This window comes from Luteimonas sp. MC1750, assembly GCF_016615955.1.
GTDB lineage: Bacteria > Pseudomonadota > Gammaproteobacteria > Xanthomonadales > Xanthomonadaceae > Luteimonas.
The window spans coordinates 1,646,723-1,662,177 of sequence record NZ_CP067113.1 but is presented as its reverse complement, the minus strand read 5'-3'; the positions used below and the strand labels follow the sequence as shown (position 1 = coordinate 1,662,177).

At 71.5% G+C, this 15,455-nt stretch carries 14 protein-coding genes and 1 other RNA gene; 7 read left to right on the top strand and 8 right to left on the bottom strand.

Annotated features, from left to right (window positions below):
• Positions 1-117 precede the first annotated feature (117 nt).
• From JGR68_RS07755 to JGR68_RS07740, 4 genes are all read left to right on the top strand, one after another.
• Positions 118-1,533, top strand: coding sequence for a replicative DNA helicase (locus tag JGR68_RS07755; RefSeq protein WP_199362002.1), 1,416 nt, complete (start codon positions 118-120; stop codon positions 1,531-1,533).
• Between the two features lie 5 nt (positions 1,534-1,538).
• Positions 1,539-2,681 carry an alanine racemase gene (gene alr / locus JGR68_RS07750; protein ID WP_199362003.1) on the top strand — a complete coding sequence of 381 codons (1,143 nt, stop codon included), beginning with the start codon at positions 1,539-1,541 and terminating at the stop codon, positions 2,679-2,681.
• A 95-nt stretch (positions 2,682-2,776) separates the two neighbouring features.
• The gene (locus JGR68_RS07745; RefSeq protein ID WP_199362004.1) at positions 2,777-3,454 is read left to right on the top strand and encodes an OmpA family protein; all 678 of its coding nucleotides are present in this window, start codon (positions 2,777-2,779) and stop codon (positions 3,452-3,454) included.
• Between the two features lie 384 nt (positions 3,455-3,838).
• The gene (locus JGR68_RS07740) at positions 3,839-4,564 is read left to right on the top strand and encodes a helix-turn-helix domain-containing protein (RefSeq protein ID WP_199362005.1); all 726 of its coding nucleotides are present in this window, start codon (positions 3,839-3,841) and stop codon (positions 4,562-4,564) included.
• Here JGR68_RS07740 and JGR68_RS07735 read toward each other — a convergent pair.
• The 6 genes from JGR68_RS07735 to ssrA all read right to left on the bottom strand — a co-directional run bounded on the left by JGR68_RS07735 (position 4,561) and on the right by ssrA (position 11,390).
• Positions 4,561-6,555 carry an ATP-binding protein gene (locus JGR68_RS07735; RefSeq protein WP_199362006.1) on the bottom strand — a complete coding sequence of 665 codons (1,995 nt, stop codon included), beginning with the start codon at positions 6,553-6,555 and terminating at the stop codon, positions 4,561-4,563. The two genes, JGR68_RS07740 and JGR68_RS07735, sit on opposite strands and share 4 nt — an antisense overlap.
• Entirely contained in the window at positions 6,552-7,304 is a 753-nt protein-coding gene (locus tag JGR68_RS07730) for a response regulator transcription factor (protein WP_199362007.1), read from the bottom strand. Before JGR68_RS07730 ends, JGR68_RS07735 begins: the two co-directional genes overlap by 4 nt.
• Before the next feature lie 102 nt (positions 7,305-7,406).
• Positions 7,407-7,691: a hypothetical protein gene (locus JGR68_RS07725; RefSeq protein WP_199362008.1), complete on the bottom strand. Its 285-nt coding sequence runs from the start codon at positions 7,689-7,691 to the stop codon at positions 7,407-7,409.
• Positions 7,681-10,038: an FdhF/YdeP family oxidoreductase gene (locus tag JGR68_RS07720; RefSeq protein WP_199362009.1), complete on the bottom strand. Its 2,358-nt coding sequence runs from the start codon at positions 10,036-10,038 to the stop codon at positions 7,681-7,683. The genes JGR68_RS07725 and JGR68_RS07720 overlap by 11 nt, the downstream gene beginning before the upstream one ends.
• Positions 10,035-10,868 (bottom strand): formate dehydrogenase accessory sulfurtransferase FdhD, encoded by an 834-nt coding sequence (gene fdhD, locus JGR68_RS07715; protein ID WP_234446635.1) that lies wholly within the window; start codon positions 10,866-10,868, stop codon positions 10,035-10,037. The genes JGR68_RS07720 and fdhD overlap by 4 nt, the downstream gene beginning before the upstream one ends.
• Positions 10,869-11,036: 168 nt before the next feature.
• Positions 11,037-11,390, bottom strand: a transfer-messenger RNA (tmRNA) gene (gene ssrA / locus JGR68_RS07710).
• 163 nt (positions 11,391-11,553) lie between these two features.
• Between ssrA and JGR68_RS07705 the strand changes: the two genes are divergently transcribed.
• Positions 11,554-13,755, top strand: coding sequence for a CHASE domain-containing protein (locus JGR68_RS07705; RefSeq protein WP_199362011.1), 2,202 nt, complete (start codon positions 11,554-11,556; stop codon positions 13,753-13,755).
• 8 nt (positions 13,756-13,763) lie between these two features.
• Here the strand turns inward: JGR68_RS07705 and smpB are convergent, their stop codons facing one another.
• A complete protein-coding gene (gene smpB / locus JGR68_RS07700) occupies positions 13,764-14,261 on the bottom strand; it encodes an SsrA-binding protein SmpB (RefSeq protein ID WP_199362012.1) in 498 nt (165 codons plus the stop codon).
• A 23-nt stretch (positions 14,262-14,284) separates the two neighbouring features.
• Here smpB and JGR68_RS07695 point away from each other — a divergent pair, with 23 nt between their 5' ends.
• A complete protein-coding gene (locus JGR68_RS07695) occupies positions 14,285-14,713 on the top strand; it encodes a type II toxin-antitoxin system RatA family toxin (protein WP_199362013.1) in 429 nt (142 codons plus the stop codon).
• Positions 14,714-14,716: 3 nt separating this feature from the next.
• The gene (locus tag JGR68_RS07690) at positions 14,717-14,974 is read left to right on the top strand and encodes an RnfH family protein (protein ID WP_199362014.1); all 258 of its coding nucleotides are present in this window, start codon (positions 14,717-14,719) and stop codon (positions 14,972-14,974) included.
• Positions 14,975-14,980: 6 nt separating this feature from the next.
• On the opposite strand, the gene bamE is transcribed toward JGR68_RS07690, so the two are convergent.
• Positions 14,981-15,376, bottom strand: a complete 396-nt coding sequence (bamE, locus tag JGR68_RS07685; protein ID WP_199362257.1) for an outer membrane protein assembly factor BamE — start codon at positions 15,374-15,376, stop codon at positions 14,981-14,983.
• Between the last annotated feature and the right edge of the window lie 79 nt (positions 15,377-15,455).

The window sequence follows — 15,455 nt, the reverse complement described above, 5'->3', positions numbered from 1 at the left end:
CAGGGTTGTCTGCAACGCTTCCCGGCCGGGGGCCTTTACGATGTCAGTCCGACACAGCACCAGGGGCCGCGGCGACGGTCCCACCAGGGGAGTCCCGATAGTGACGAGCGTGCAGCGATGAGCGCCAGACCCGGCTTCAAGCGTGACGGCCGCGACCCGCACGGGCGTGGCGATGCCCGGGTCGAACACCTGCGCCTTCCGCCCCAGTCGGTCGAGGCCGAGCAGGCCGTCATCGGCGGGCTGATGCTGTCGCCCGAGGCCTATGACCGCGTCGGCGACCAGCTCGACGAGGTCGACTTCTACCGCCGCGACCACCAGCTGATCTTCCGCGCCATCAAGGAACTGGCCGAGCGCAACCGTCCGTTCGACGCGGTGACGCTCGGCGAGTGGTTCGAATCGCAGGGCCAGTCCGAGCTGGTGGCCGGCGGCGCCTACCTGGTGGAGCTCGCCACCACCACGCCGTCGGCCGCGAACATCGTGGCCTATGCCGAAATCGTCCGCGACAAGGCGGTGCTGCGGCAGCTGATCGAGGTCGGTACCGGCATCGTCAACGACGGCTTCCAGCCGGAGGGCCGCGAGAGCTCCGAGATCCTGGCCAAGGCCGAGCAGGACGTGTTCGCGATCGCCGAGGCCGGCAACCGCGGCCGCAAGGACTTCACCGCGGTCAACGACGCCATGAAGGACGCCTTCGACGTCCTGCAGACGCGCTATGCCGCCGGCGGCTCGATCACCGGCCTGCCCACCGGCTACGTCGAGTTCGACGAGATGACCGCCGGCCTGCAGCCCACCGACCTGATCATCCTGGCCGCGCGCCCGGCCATGGGCAAGACCACGCTGGCGCTCAACATCGCCGAATACGCGGCGATGAAGACGCGCAAGCCGGTGGCCGTGTTCTCGATGGAAATGTCGGCCAGCCAGCTCGCGCTGCGCCTGATCTCCTCGGTCGGCCGCGTCAATGCCGCGCGCCTGCGCACCGGCCAGCTCGAGGACGAGGACTGGAGCCGCATCTCGAGCGCGATCCGGCTGCTGAAGGAAACCAAGATCTTCATCGACGACACGCCCGCGCTGTCGCCCGACGCCCTACGCGCCAAGGCGCGCCGGCTCAAGCGCGAGCACGGCCTGGGCATGATCATGATCGACTACCTGCAGCTGATGCAGGTGCCGGGCAACAGCGAGAACCGCGCCACCGAGATCTCCGAGATCAGCCGCTCGCTGAAGGCGCTGGCGAAGGAGCTCAACGTGCCGGTGATGGCGCTGTCGCAGCTCAACCGCTCGCTGGAAACGCGCACGGACAAGCGCCCGGTGATGGCGGACCTGCGCGAGTCCGGCGCGATCGAGCAGGACGCCGACCTGATCGTCTTCATCTACCGCGACGACTACTACAACAAGGAAAACTCGCCGGACAAGGGCCTGGCCGAAGTGATCATCGGCAAGCATCGCAATGGCCCGACCGGCGCGGTGAAGCTCAAGTTCTTCGGCGAGTACACCCGCTTCGACAACCTGGCCCACGACTCGGTCGGAAGCTTCGAGTAGATCCCGTGAGCCTGCCCGTTTCCGAACGCCCGACCCGCGCGCTGGTCGACCTGGACCGCATCGCGGGCAACCTGCACGCGATCCGCGCGCACGTCGGCGTGCCGGTGATGGCCATCGTCAAGGCCAATGCCTACGGCCACGGCCTGGTGCCGGTGGCGCGCCACCTGCAGTCGGTGGGCGTCGAGCACCTGGGCGTCGCATTTCCCGAAGAGGGCATCGCGCTGCGCCGCGCCGGCATCACCGTGCCGATCCTGGTGCTCGGCGGCGTGTTCGCGCAGCAGGTCGCGCAGTACATCGCGCACGACCTGCAGATCACCGTCTCCTCGCTGGAGAAGCTGCACCAGGTCGAAGCGACGGCCGAGGCCATGGGCCAGCGCGCCACCGTGCACCTCAAGGTCGACACCGGCATGCAGCGCATCGGCGTGCACGCGTGGAGCGCCGGCCCCTTCATCGAGGCGGCGGTGGCGTCGCGCTGGATCACCCTGGCCGGCATCTTCTCCCACCTGGCCTGCGCGGACGAGCCGGACTCGCCGATGACCGCGCTGCAGCTCGAGCGCTTCGACGAGGCCTGCGCCCACTTCACGCGGATCGGTGCGCCGATGCCACCCCGGCACATCGCCAACTCGGGCGGCGTGCTGCACTTCCCGCAGGCGCGCCTGGACATGGTGCGGCCCGGGATCATGCTCTACGGCGTGCTGCCGGGCGCGGCCTGCCGGCCGACGGTGGCGGTGGAGCCGGCGATGAGCCTGGTGTCGCGGGTGGTGTACTTCAAGGTGGTCGAGGCCGGGCACACGGTCAGCTACGGTGGCAGCTGGGCGCCGACGCGCGACACCCGCGTGCTGACCATCCCGATCGGCTATGGCGACGGCTTTCCGCGCGCGTTGTCCTCGCGGGGTTCGGTGCTGATCCGCGGGCAGCGCTTCCCGATCGTCGGCCGGGTGTGCATGGACCAGTTCATGGTCGACATCGGAGACCAGAGCGCCTGGAACGACGACGAGGTCGTGTTGATCGGCCGGCAGGGCGGCGGGGAACTGCGCGTCGAGCAGGTCGCCGAGGCGGCGGGCATGATTCCCTACGAGGTCCTGGTGGGCCTGAACGACCGGATCCCCAGGCTGTACAGCGGCGGAGACTATCCGGCTGCTGAATAGGGGTGGCGCCCATCACTGCACGCGGACGCATCCGCGGTTAGCGTGGCCCCGTTCATCCAACAGGGCGCCCGCCGCCCGCCACAGGAGCCTCCCCCATGCGCACGTCGCCCCGTATCCTCGTCGTCTCGCTCGCCGCCAGCGCGGTCCTGCTCACCAGCTGCGCCAGCTACACCGGCCAGACGAGTGATCCCAACGATCCGAACAAGACCCGTCGCGGCGCGCTGATCGGCGCCGGCATCGGCGCGGTGGCCGGGCTGCTGAGCGGCTCCGACGCCACCGAGCGTCGCCAGCGCGCGCTGGTGGGCGCCGGCGTGGGCGGCATCACCGGCGGCGCCGTCGGCGCCTACCAGGATCGCCAGGAGGCCGAACTGCGCCGCCAGACCGCCGGCACCGGCATCGTGGTCGACCGCGACGGCGACGTCATCAAGCTCAACCTGCCCGATGGCGTGACCTTCGATTTCAACAAGACCGACCTCAAGCCGCAGTTCTACCCGGCGCTCAACAACGTCGCGCGCACGCTGTCCGAGTACAACCAGACCATCGTGGAAGTCGCCGGTCACACCGACAATGTCGGTGGCGATGCGGTCAACCAGCGCATTTCCGAGCAGCGCGCCTCCTCGGTGGCCAACTACCTGATCGGCCAGGGCCTGATGCGCGAGCGCTTCGAGGTCGTGGGCTTCGGCAAGTCGATGCCGATCGCCGACAATGCGACCGAGCAGGGCCGCGCCCTGAACCGCCGCGTCGAGATCCGCGTGGTGCCGCTGCAGGGCTGACGCGACGCGCGACGCGCGCCCCCATGCGCAACGCGCACGCATGTCCGCATGAAAGGCCGCCGCAAGGCGGCCTTTCATTTTGGTTGTTCCGGCGGGACGCTTGGCGGTGCTGCGATGCGATGCCTGCTGCCGCTCATGTCCCCCGGCTCCGGCCTGCGGCCGAAGCCTCCTCCTTGACTTCCCCTCAGCAGGCCATGCGTCAAAGCGCCTCGGCGCCGCTCCCCGGCGCCTTCCTCAGTTCCGGGATGAACGTTTTCATTTGCGTCTGCGTAATCCCTGCACAGTCCGCCGCCGTTACATACGGTTACAAACCGTTACCGCCCGCTGCCCGTGCGCGCGTGGCGGCTGAATAGAGTGGCTGGCATCGCGCCGCAGGAGCCGCCCATGTTCCACAACGCCATGTCCAGCCAGTCCGCCGCCCGCGGCCAGGCAGGTGACTGGTCCTCCGACCGCCAGCAGCACGCGGCGCCGGCGCTTGAATCGCTGCTGCTGCGCTGGCCGCCGCGGGTGCACCGGATGGAGCCGCGCCAGGCGCTGTTCCATGCCGGCCAGCCGCGCCACTCGCTCTATTACGTGCGCAGCGGCTGCTTCAAGACCAGCGTGCTGAGCGAGGACGGCCGAGAGAAGATCACTGGCTTCCGCATGCGCGGCGACCTGCTGGGCCTCGACTCGGTGGACATGCCGGCCCATGCCTGCGATGCGGTGGCGCTGGACGGGGCCGAAGTCTGGGAGCTGCCCTGCGCGCGCCTGCAGGACATGCTGCCGGAGATCCAGTCGCGGGTGACCGCCATGCTCGCCGGCGAAATCCGCCGCGACTGGCGCTGGATGCTGGCCATCGGCACGCTGGGCGCCGACCAGCGCGTGGTCGCGTTCCTGCTCGACCTGTCGGCGCGCTTTGCCACCCTGGCCCTCGACCCTGAGCTGCTGCAGCTGCGCATGACCCGCGCCGAGCTCGGCAACTTCCTCTCGCTGACCCTGGAAACCGTGACCCGCGCGCTGTCGCGCATGCAGGCCCGCGGCATGATCGAAGTCAGCGGCCGACGCATCCGCATCGTTGACGAGGGGGGCCTGCGCGCGGTGCTCGCCGGCGAGGACGAGCGCTGCCACTAGCGCGCGAGTTCGTCGCGCACGGCCTCCACCAGCACCTCGCGTCGCCAGGGCTTGCGCAACAGCCGCAGGCCCGAGGTGGCCGCCGCGTCCGCGGCGTGTTCCTCGTCGCCCGAGGTCAGCAGCACCGGCAGGCCCGGTCGCAGCCCGCGGGCGGCGACCGCCAGGCGCTTGCCGTCCATGCCGGGGCCCAGCATCACGTCGGTGAAGAGCAGGGCGAAGCCGTCATCCTCGCGCAGGCGCACCAGGGCCGCCTCGGCGTCGGCGACCGCCTCGACGGCGTAGCCGCCCGTGCGCAGGAAGGCGACGGTGATCGCGCGCACCGCAGGGTCATCCTCGACCACCAGTACGCGCTCGCCGCTGCCCGATGACGACGCGGCGGACACAGGCGTTGCCGGCGCGTCATTCGCGCCGGCGCCACCCAGCGGGAGGTACAGCCGGGCCTCGGTGCCCACGCCCGGGCTGCTGTCGATCTCCAGGTCGCCGCCGCTCTGGCGCGCGAAGCCATGCACCATGCTGAGGCCCAGGCCGCTGCCGCGCTCGCGGCCCTTGGTCGTGAAGAACGGCTCCATGGCGCGCGCCAGCACGTCCGCCGGCATGCCGCGTCCGGTGTCGCGCACCGAGAGCCGCAGGTAGCGCCCTGCGGGCAGGCCGGGCCGGGGCCGCTTGACGCTTTCCTCGCCGGCCCCGAGCACGATCTCGCCGCCCTGCGGCAGCGCATCGCGCGCGTTGAGCACCAGGTTGAGCAGCGCGGCTTCCAGCTGGCCGGCGTCGATGCAGGCGGACGAGACGCCGTCCTCGACCTCGAGCCGCAGCCGCACGGCGTCCCCCAGCGTGCTCCGCAGCACCCGCTCGACGTCGTGCAGCAGCGCCGGGACGTCGACCTCGCGCGGCAGCAGGCGCTGGCGGCGCGCGAAGGCCAGCAGCTTGGCGGTGAGCTCGGCACCGCGGCCGACCGTGCGCAGGGCGCTGGCCAGCAGTTCGCGTCCCGAGTCGCTGGCGACCTCCGTCTCCAGCAGCTGCAGGCTGCCCGACATCACCGTCAGCAGGTTGTTGAAGTCATGCGCCACGCCGCCGGTCAGCTGGCCGATCGCGTCCAGGCGGTGGGCATGCGCGAGCTGTTCCTCGGCGCGGCGCTGCTGCACGAATGCGCCGAGCGTGGCAGCCGCGGACTGCAGGAGGTGGCGCGTGTCGTGGTCGAAGCGGCGTGGTTCGCGGGCGCTGGCCAGCAGGGCGCCGGCCACGCGGTGGCGTTCGAGCACCGGGACCATGACCGCGCTGCCCGAGGGCGGCAGCGGCAGCGGGAACAGGGCGGCTGCCGACGGATCGACGGCGACGTCGTCGATGATCCAGGCCTCGCGGTGCTGGCCGGCGAAGGGCCGCGGCGTGGTGCCGGCGACGCTCCACGCCGGGCCGATGGCCGCGCGGACTCCCGCCGGGTGGGCATCGTGCGGGGCCGCCAGGATCGCCACCGAGTCGACGCCGAGGGCCTCGGCCAGCAGGCCGGGCAGCAGCTCGAGCAATTCCGCCTCGGTGCCGGTCTCCAGCGCCAGCTGTCCGATGCGCGCGGCGATGGCGTCGTAGCGCGCCCGCGCCAGCGCCTGGCGCACGCGCTGGGTGCCGGAGATGTCGCGCACCGACGCCAGGTAGCGCGGGCCGGCGGTCGATTGCAGCGGACTCAGCGCGATCTCGACCGCGAATTCGCTGCCGTCGCTGCGCAGTCCGGTCAGGGTCTGACCGGTCGCGCCCATGGGCCGCACGTGCGGCTGGCCCATGTAGCGGTCGCGGTAGTCGCGGTGGCGCGCGCGCGCCGCGGCCGGCAGCAGGTCCTCGATCTCACGGCCTTCGAGGCTGCCGCGCGGGTGGCCGAACAGCGCTTCCGCCTGGCCGTTGGCGTGCAGGATGCGGCCGTCGGGACCGATCACCACCAGCGCGTCGGGCACGGCTTCGAACAGTCCCGGGATGGCGTGAACGGGCAGTGCGCCGTCGCTCATGCCGGCCGCACCTCGGCGGCAAGCAGGTAGCCGAGGCCGCGCACCGAGCGGATGAGGTCCGGGTTCGCCGGGTCCGGCTCCACCTTGCGCCGCAGGCGCGCGACGCCGACGTCGATCGCGCGGTCGAAGGGCCCGGCTTCGCGGCCGTACAGGCTGGTCATCAGCTCGTCGCGGCTGCGGACCTCGTTGGGCCGCTCGAGCAGGGCGCGCAGCAGGTCGAATTCACCGGTGGTGAGCGGGATCTCGGTGCCGGCGGCGTCATGCATCCGCCGCGCCGCCAGGTCGACGACCAGGTGCGCGAACGCCAACCGGCGCGGCGTGCCGGCCACCGGCTGCGCCTCGACCGGCGCGGCGCGGCGCAGCACCGAACGGATGCGCGCCAGCAGCTCGCGGAAGTCGAAAGGCTTGGCGACGTAATCGTCGGCGCCCAGCTCGAGCCCGACCACGCGCTCCACCGCGCCGCCGCGGCCGCTGACCACGATCACCGGCCCCTGCCAGTGGGTGCGCAACTGCTGAAGCAGCGAGAGGCCGTCGACGTCGGGCAGGCCGAGGTCGAGCAGGACGACGTCGGGCGCGGCCGCGGCCAGGGCGAGGTGCATGTCGGCGCCGGTGTGCGCGGCGCGGACGGCGAAGCCATGTGCGCCCAGGTAGCGGTCGATGAGGTCGACGATGTCGGTGTCGTCGTCGACGACCAGGACGTCGGGACGCCCCGTGGTCAAGGCTGCAGCCGGGTTGGCGTCGGACGTCATGCTGGGTGGTGCGGGCGCGCTCGGCGGGACCGACAGGATCGCACAGGGCACCGCGGAAGGCGCCCGCCCGACGCCGCACGCGGACCCGCCGCGTGGTTGACGCTACGGCGGCTCCGGCGCCGCCGGGGACGCGTGCGGGAGGCTGGCCAGCAGCGCCTGGCCCGTGGCGGTCAGCTGCACCAGGGTGCGCGTGCCGTCATCGCGCGTGCGCACCCAGCCGGGTGCGGCGTGGTCGCCGATCGGATCCTCGCCGATCCACGCCAGCATGCGCAGCAGCACGCTCATGCGCAGCCCCAGGCGCTTGCACAGGCGCGCGCTCGACACCCCGTCGGGATGCCCGGCCAGTTCGGCCAGGAGCGCGTGGAGCAGGGCCGCGTCAGCCGACAACGGCGGCGGGGATGTCGCGCTGGCGCGCCGCGGCGCCGTCGGGACGGTGGGGAGCCAGCACGACCGGGACCGACTTGGAGGTGGGCGTGCGCGAGCCTTCGGCGAAGCTCGACAGCGGCACCAGCGGATTGGTCTCGGGGTAGTAAGCCGCCAGGCAGCCGCGCGGGATGTCGTAGGCGACCAGCAGGAAGCCCCTGGCCTGCCGGCGCACGCCGTCGTCGGCCAGGCTCTCCAGATCGACCCGGTCGCCGGCCTGCATGCCGAGTGCGGCGATGTCGTCGGCGTGGGTGAAGAGCACCCGCCGCTCGCCGAAAACGCCGCGGTAGCGGTCATCCAGTCCGTAGATGGTGGTGTTGTACTGGTCGTGGGAGCGCATGGTCGCCAGCAGGAACACCGGCGGCGCGTCCAGGGCGGCGCCCGCCGCGCGCGCGCGGTGGATCGGGTTGTCGACCGGCACCGCGGCCGCGATGAAGGCCGCCTTGCCGCTCGCGGTGTCCCAGCGCCGCTCGCGGGCGCCGTTGGGCAGGCGGAAGCCTCCCGGCACGCGCACGCGTGCGTTGAAGTCGTGGAAGTCGTCGAACACGCGCGCGACCAGGTCGCGGATGCGGTCGTAGTCCTCGACCAGCCAGGACCAGTCGACCGTCGACTGCTCGCCCAGCGTGGCCTGCGCCAAGCGCGCGATGATCGAGGGCTCCGACAGCAGGGTGGCCGATGCCGGCGGCCGGATGCCTGCCGACAGGTGCACCATGCTCATCGAGTCCTCCACCGTGACGGCCTGCGGTCCGCTCGCCTGCAGGTCGATTTCGGTCCGGCCGAGGCAGGGCAGGATCAGCGCCTCGCGCCCGTGCACCAGGTGGCTGCGGTTGAGCTTGGTGGCCACGTGCACGGTGAGCGCGCAGGTGCGCAGGCCGCGCGCGGTGGCCCCGGTGTCGGGGGTGGCGGCGGCGAAGTTGCCGCCCATGGCGAAGAACACCCGCGCGCGGCCGTCGAGCATGGCCTCGATCGCCGCCACGGTGTCGTAGCCTTCCGCGCGCGGCGGTTCGAAGCCGAACACCTCGCGCAGGCGGTCGAGGAAGGCGGCAGGCGGCCTCTCCCAGATCATCATCGTGCGGTCGCCCTGCACGTTGCTGTGGCCGCGCACCGGGCACAGCCCGGCGCCCGGGCGGCCGAGGTTGCCGCGCAGCAGCATCAGGTTGGCGATCATCCGGATGGTCGCGACCGAGTGCCGGTGCTGGGTGATGCCCATGCCCCAGCAGGCGATCACGCGCTCGGACTGCAGGTAGAGATCACCCGCCTGGCGCAGGCGGGCCGGGTCGAGTCCCGACTCGGCGGCGATCGTGTCCCAGGACTCCGCGCGCACATCGGCGGCGAAGGCCTCGAAGCCGGTGGTGTGTTCGGCGATGAAGGCGCGGTCGAGGAGCGAAGGCCGGCCCTGCGCCAGGGCCTCGTCGTCGCGCTCGAGCACGTGCTTGACCATGCCCTTCACCGCGGCCAGGTCGCCACCGATCTTCAGCTGGAAGTAGTCCGACGCGATCCGGGTCGAGCCGCCGCGCAGCATCTCCAGCTTGTCCTGCGGGTCGGCAAAGCGCTCCAGTCCGCGCTCGCGCAGCGGATTGAACGCGGCGATCCTGCAGCCGCGCCTGGCCGCGTCGCGCAGCTCGCCGAGCATGCGCGGGTGGTTGGTGCCCGGGTTCTGGCCGAACACCAGGATGCAGTCGGCCTGCTCGAAGTCCTGCAGCGAGACAGTGCCCTTGCCGACGCCGACCTGCGGCTTGAGCGCGGTGCCCGAGGACTCGTGGCACATGTTCGAGCAGTCGGGGAAATTGTTGGTCCCGTACTCCCGTACGAACAGCTGGTACAGGAAGGCGGCCTCGTTCGACGTGCGGCCCGAGGTATAGAAGATCGCCTGGTCGGGCGAGGGCAGGGCCCTGAGATGGCCTGCGATCAGCGCGAAGGCCTCGTCCCAGGTCGCAGGGACGTAGTGGCCGGTCGCCGCGTCGTAGCGCATCGGCGTGGTGAGCCGGCCCTGGGATTCGAGCCAGTGGTCGCTGTATTCCGACAGCCGCGCGACGCTGTGGCGGGCGAACAGCTCCGGCCCGGCGCGGTGGCGCGTGGCCTCGGCGGCAACGGCCTTGGCGCCGTTCTCGCAGAACTCGAAGGTGGAGGTGTGGTCGCGGTCGGGCCAGGCGCAGCCGGGACAGTCGAAGCCGTCCGGCTGGTTGGCGTGGAGCAGGGCGCGGGCGCCACCGAGGCCGACGTCCTCCCTGACCAGCTGGCGGGCGACGCTCCTGAGCGCGTCCCAGCCGCCGGCCGGGCCGTCGTACCTGCGGATCGGGCCGTCGCTCATGGCGGCGTACCTGCGCTGGCCCCGGTGTCGCCGGACGCAGCTGGCCGGTCGGCAAGCAGCCGCCGGGGATGCGTGTAGACCGCCTGGCCGTCGTCGCGGGCGAAGCCCAGCAGGGTCAGGTCCGCATGCTCGGCCAGCGAGATCGCGAGTGCGGTCGGCGCCGAGATCGCGGCCATGAAGGAGATGCCGGCGCTGGCCGCCTTCATGGCCATTTCGTAGCTGGCGCGGCTGGTGACCACGAGGAAGCCGGCTTCGGGCTGATGGCCGGCGGCGGCCATGGCGCCGATCAGCTTGTCGAGGGCGTTGTGGCGGCCGACGTCCTCGCGCGCCAGCAGCAGGCTGCCGTCCACTGCCATCCAGCCTGCGGCATGCGCCGCGCCGGTGAGCGCGGTGAGCGCCTGCGCGGCGCGCAGTTCGCCCAGGGCGCGGCGCAGCGCGGCGGTGGTCACCCGCACGTCGGATGCGACCGGCGGCGGGTAGCGCAGGGCCGCCTCCAGCAGCTCGCTGCCGCAGACCCCGCAGCCGCTGCGGCCGGCCATGCTGCGCCGGCGCCGGGCCAGTGCCTGCGCGCGCGCAGCGGGAATGCGCAGCCGCACTTCGATGCCTTCGATGAAGGTCTCGATGTGCTCGACCGACACGTCCGCCAGGCGCTCCACGATGCCCTCGCTGAGCGCGAAGCCGGTGGCGAAATCGGCGATGTCGGCGGGCGTGGCCATCATCACCGCGAAGGGCTGGTCGTTGTAGACGAAGGCCACCGGGACCTCCTCGGCGACATGGTCCTCGACGTGCCGGACCTCGCCGCCGCGCCAGCGCTCGACCCCGCGCAGCACGCTGCCGGCGCCTGGAGCGGCCGCATGCGTGGCGGCAACGCCGGAGTTCGCAATGGGAGCGGGTGCGCGTGACATGCGCCTAGGATGCCGCAAGCGCGCCCCGGAGGCAGGTTTCCGGGGCCCGGACAGCAGGAAGCCCGCATCGCGGCGGGCTTCCTGGTCCTGCGTTGGTGGAGGTGGCGGGAATTGAACCCGCGTCCGAAGGCACTCCATCCCCGGCCCTACATGCTTAGCCCACCGTTGGATCTCGTCACCCGGCAGCACGGTGTGCGAAGCGCGCCGGATGACCAGCCTGTCAGTTCAACCGCGGAAGACAGGCAACCTCCGCGGCTGGATTCCCGTGATAATGACCCTACATCCACGAGCACAGGCACAAGTGGGTTCGGGGCTTACGCCTTAAGCGGCGAGAGCGTAGTTGTCGTCGTTGGCAACTAGAAGTTTGCCGCTGGATTTACGAGGAAAGCTGCCCCCTCGGCATGCACCAGGCGATTTCGCGACCCCCGTCGAAGCCAGTACACCCCCGTATCCGGGACAGCTGGCGTCTGCCGGGTGGCAGAGAACGCGCTTGACGTCCCCAGTATAGGGGCGCATCGGCGGGCCGCAAGGGACGCGACGTTGGACGAAGACCGGCGTTCAGCCCCGCCCGCGGGGGCAAAGCGCGGCGCACGCGCTATTCTGGCCGCGGATGAGCACTCGCGACGACATCTCCGCCGGCGAACCGATGCCGGCCCGCCAGGGCTACATGCTGGCCACCCTGGTCCTGGTCGCCTCGCTCAGCCTGGTGGTGATCTATGCGATGGGCGCCGGGAACCGCGAACGCGCGCTGGCCGAGGCGCGGCTGGCCGTCGAGGCCGAGCAGGTGGTCGCCGGGCTGCGCCAGCAGCTGCTGACCTACGAGCTCATCACCCGCGGCGGCGTGTCCCTGCTCGCCGCCGTGGACCGGCCCAGTCCGCGCCAGTGGCGCAATTACGCCGAGGGCCTGGATCTTCCGAGGCGCTTCCCGGCGATGCTCGGCCTCTGCTATGCGGCCGCCATGTCGCCGGCGCAGCTGCAGGATTTCCAGCTTGAACAGCGCCAGGCCACGCGCCTGCTGTTCCGCGTGGATCCGCCGGGTGCGCGCGCGGAATACGGGCCGATCGTGCTGCTCGAGCCCCAGGTCGTCGCCACGGCCGACGCGGTCGGCTTCGACATGCTGACCGAGCCGGTGCAGGCGGCCGCGATGTCGGCGGCGCGGGCCAGCGCCTCGGCACGCATCACCGCGCCGATGCCCGCGGTGCAGCAGGGCGCGGGGCCCGGGCTGGTGATCTATGCGCCGGTGTACCGCAGCGGCATCGTGCCGGCCAATGCCTCGGCGCGCACGGCGGCGCTGGCGGGCTGGGTCTGCGCGCCGTTCCGCCTGGACCTCTTCGTCGCCAATGCGCTGCCGGAAGGCCGCGAAGGCTTTTCGATGCGGATCGTCGACATCGGCGAGGCCGACGGTCCCACGGTCGAGGCCACAGAGGCCGAACTGCCGGTGTTTCCGGTCGACGGCGCCGCGCCTGTCGCGGGCACGGTCGAGGGCGCGAGCCACAGCGTGGTCGAGGAGGTCTACGGCCGACGCTGGCGACTGGACTTCCACCAGGATCCGGGGCCGGACGACGATGCCGGCCTGCTCGGGCCGACGGGAACCATCTACGTCGGCATGCTGGCGTCCCTGCTGCTGTTCGCGCTGGCGATGATCCTGGCGCGGACCCAGTCGCGCGCGCAGCAGATCGCGGTGCGCATGAGCGAGTCCTACCGGCGCAGCGAGCAGCGCTTCCGCGCGGCGATGCGCTTCTCGGCGATCGGCAAGGCCCTGCTGGATCGCGACGGCCGGATCATCGACAGCAACCTGGCCCTGGCCAACATCCTGCGCGCTTCGCCGGAAGAGCTGCTGGGCCGCGACTTCGAAGGTCTGTTCACCGGCTTCGACAGCGCGGCGGAAACGCGCGCGCGCGAAGCCACCGGCAGCGCCTACCGCGTCACCCGCGAACTGCGCCGGGAAGACGGCGACCTGCGCCACGTGCACCTGACCTATGCCCAGGTGCCGGGCGAGGAGGGCCAGGGCATCGCCAGCCTGGTGCAGGTCGAGGACATCAGCGACCGCCTGCGCGCCGAGGCCCGGGTGCTGGCGCTCAACCGCACCCTCGAGGCGCGCGTCGTGCTTCGCACGCGCGAGCTGACGCGCGCCAACGAGGAGCTGGAGTCGTTCGCGTACACCATCTCGCACGACCTGCGCGCCCCGCTGCGCGCCATCGACGGGTTCAGCCGCATGGTCGTCGACCGCCATGGCGACGCCTTCGACGAAACCGGCCGCGCCTACATCGCCCGCGTGCGCGCCGCCACCGCGCGCATGGGCGAGCTGATCGATGCACTGCTGAAGATGTCGCGCGTCTCGCGCGGTGAGCTGAAGCGCGAGCCGCTGGATCTTTCGGCGATGGCTGACGACCTCGTCGCCGAGCTTCGACAGGCCGAGCCGGGGCGCGAGGTCGATGTCCGGATCGAGCCGGGGCTGCACGCGTCGGGCGACAGCGCGCTGGTGCGCAACCTGCTGGGGAACCTGTTGGCGAACGCCTGGAAGTTCACCCGCGACGCCACCGGCGCGCGCATCGGATTCCACCGGGTGTCGGAGGGCGGGCACGACTGGTTCGAGATCGCCGACAACGGCGTCGGCTTCGACCAGGCCTATGCCAACAAGCTGTTCCGCCCGTTCCAGCGCCTGCACGCGGCCGACGCGTTCAGCGGCGAAGGCATCGGCCTGGCCTCGGTCAAGCGCATCATCGAACGCCATGGCGGCACCATCACCGGCGCCGGCGTGCCGGGGCAGGGCGCGCGTTTCCGCTTCACGCTGCCCGACGATCCGGGCTAGCGCAGGGCTCAGGCGTCGCGGTTGTGGCGGCGCATCACGCGCTGCTTGTCGCGCTGCCAGTCGCGGTCCTTGGCGACGTCGCGCTTGTCGTGGTCCTGCTTGCCCTTGGCCAGGGCGATCTCGGCCTTGACCTTGTTGCCCTTCCAGTAGAGCGCAGTGGGCACGATGGTGTAACCCTCGCGCTGCACCAGGCCGACCAGCTTGTCGATCTCGTGCCGGTGCAGCAGCAGCTTGCGCGTGCGCCGCTCCTCGGCGACCACGTGGGTCGAGGCCTGGATCAGCGGCGTGACCTGGGCACCGAACAGGAACAGCTCGCCGCCGCGGACCACGGCGTAGCTTTCGCCGATGTTGGCGCGGCCGGCACGGATCGATTTCAGCTCCCAGCCCTGCAGCGCAAGGCCCGCCTCGTAGCGCTCGCCGAGCGCGTACTCGAAGCGCGCGCGCTTGTTGAGCGCGATCGTGCCCCCGTCCCTGGCCTTTCCCTTATCCTTTGCGTTCTTGCCCATCGCGCCATTCTCCCACACCGCCCATGCCCACGATCACCCGGTCCGCACTGGTCGAGCACTCCGCCGCGCGGATGTTCCAGCTGGTCAACGACGTCGAAGCCTATCCGCGTCGCTTCGCCTGGTGCAGCGGTGCCGAAGTGGTCGAGGCGGGACCGGATCGGGTGCTGGGACGGCTCGAACTGGGCATCGGCGGCATCAGCACCTGGTTCACCACCGAGAACCGGCTGCAGCCGCCGCACCGCATCGACATGGCGCTGCGTGACGGTCCGTTCCGCAGGCTCGAAGGGCGCTGGGATTTCCACGCGCTCGACGAGTCGGCCTGCAAGGTCACCCTGGTCCTCGATTTCGAGCCGCGCAGCCGGTTGCTGGTGCCCGCGCTGAAGCTCGGGCTGCAGGGGCTGGCCGACCGCATGGTCGACGATTTCGTGCGCGTGGCCGACGCGGCGGACTGAGCCATGCGCGTGGAGGTGGTGCTGGCACTGCCGCGCGCGCACCACGCCGTCGTGGTCGAGCTGGATGCCGATGCCACGCTCGGCGAGGCGGTGGCCGCGAGCGGACTGCCGCTCGCCGGCGTCGACGGCTATGCGGTGTTCGGCGTGCGCGCCGGCGAGGAGACCCGGCTCGGCGACGGTGACCGCGTGGAACTGCTGCGGCCGCTGCAGGTCGATCCCAAGGATGCGCGCCGGCGCAGGGCCGCCCGCGGTGCGCGCTGACGCGGACTAGCGTCCGGCGCCGCGCTTGGCCGGGCGGGCGAGGTTGGGGCCGAACTGGCGGCGCACGTCCTGGATCAGCTGCTGGTTGCGCTCGGGGAAATAGTCGCCTTCCCAACGGGCCACCGAGTCGCCTTCGAAATGCACGACGAAGTTGCGCTTCTCGGTCTTCGAGCCGCGGCCCACGCGCTCGGTGGCGGTGTAGTCCCAGCGGTTCTGGTGGAACGGATCCTGGATCGACGGCGTGCCCAGCAACGCCTCGACCTGCTGGCGGCTCATGCCCACCTGCAGCTGCTCGACGTTGGCCGGCGAGATCAGCGTGCCCTGGTAGACCGGCTGCTTGTAGATGATTCCGCAGCCCGCGGTGAGGCAGGCGGCGAGGGCGGTGACGATCAGCTTGTGCATCGGGAACCAGGTCGGGGCGGACATGCCGCGATGATACACTCGCCGGGCCACGGCAACCGGTCGACGGCGGCTGGCGCCC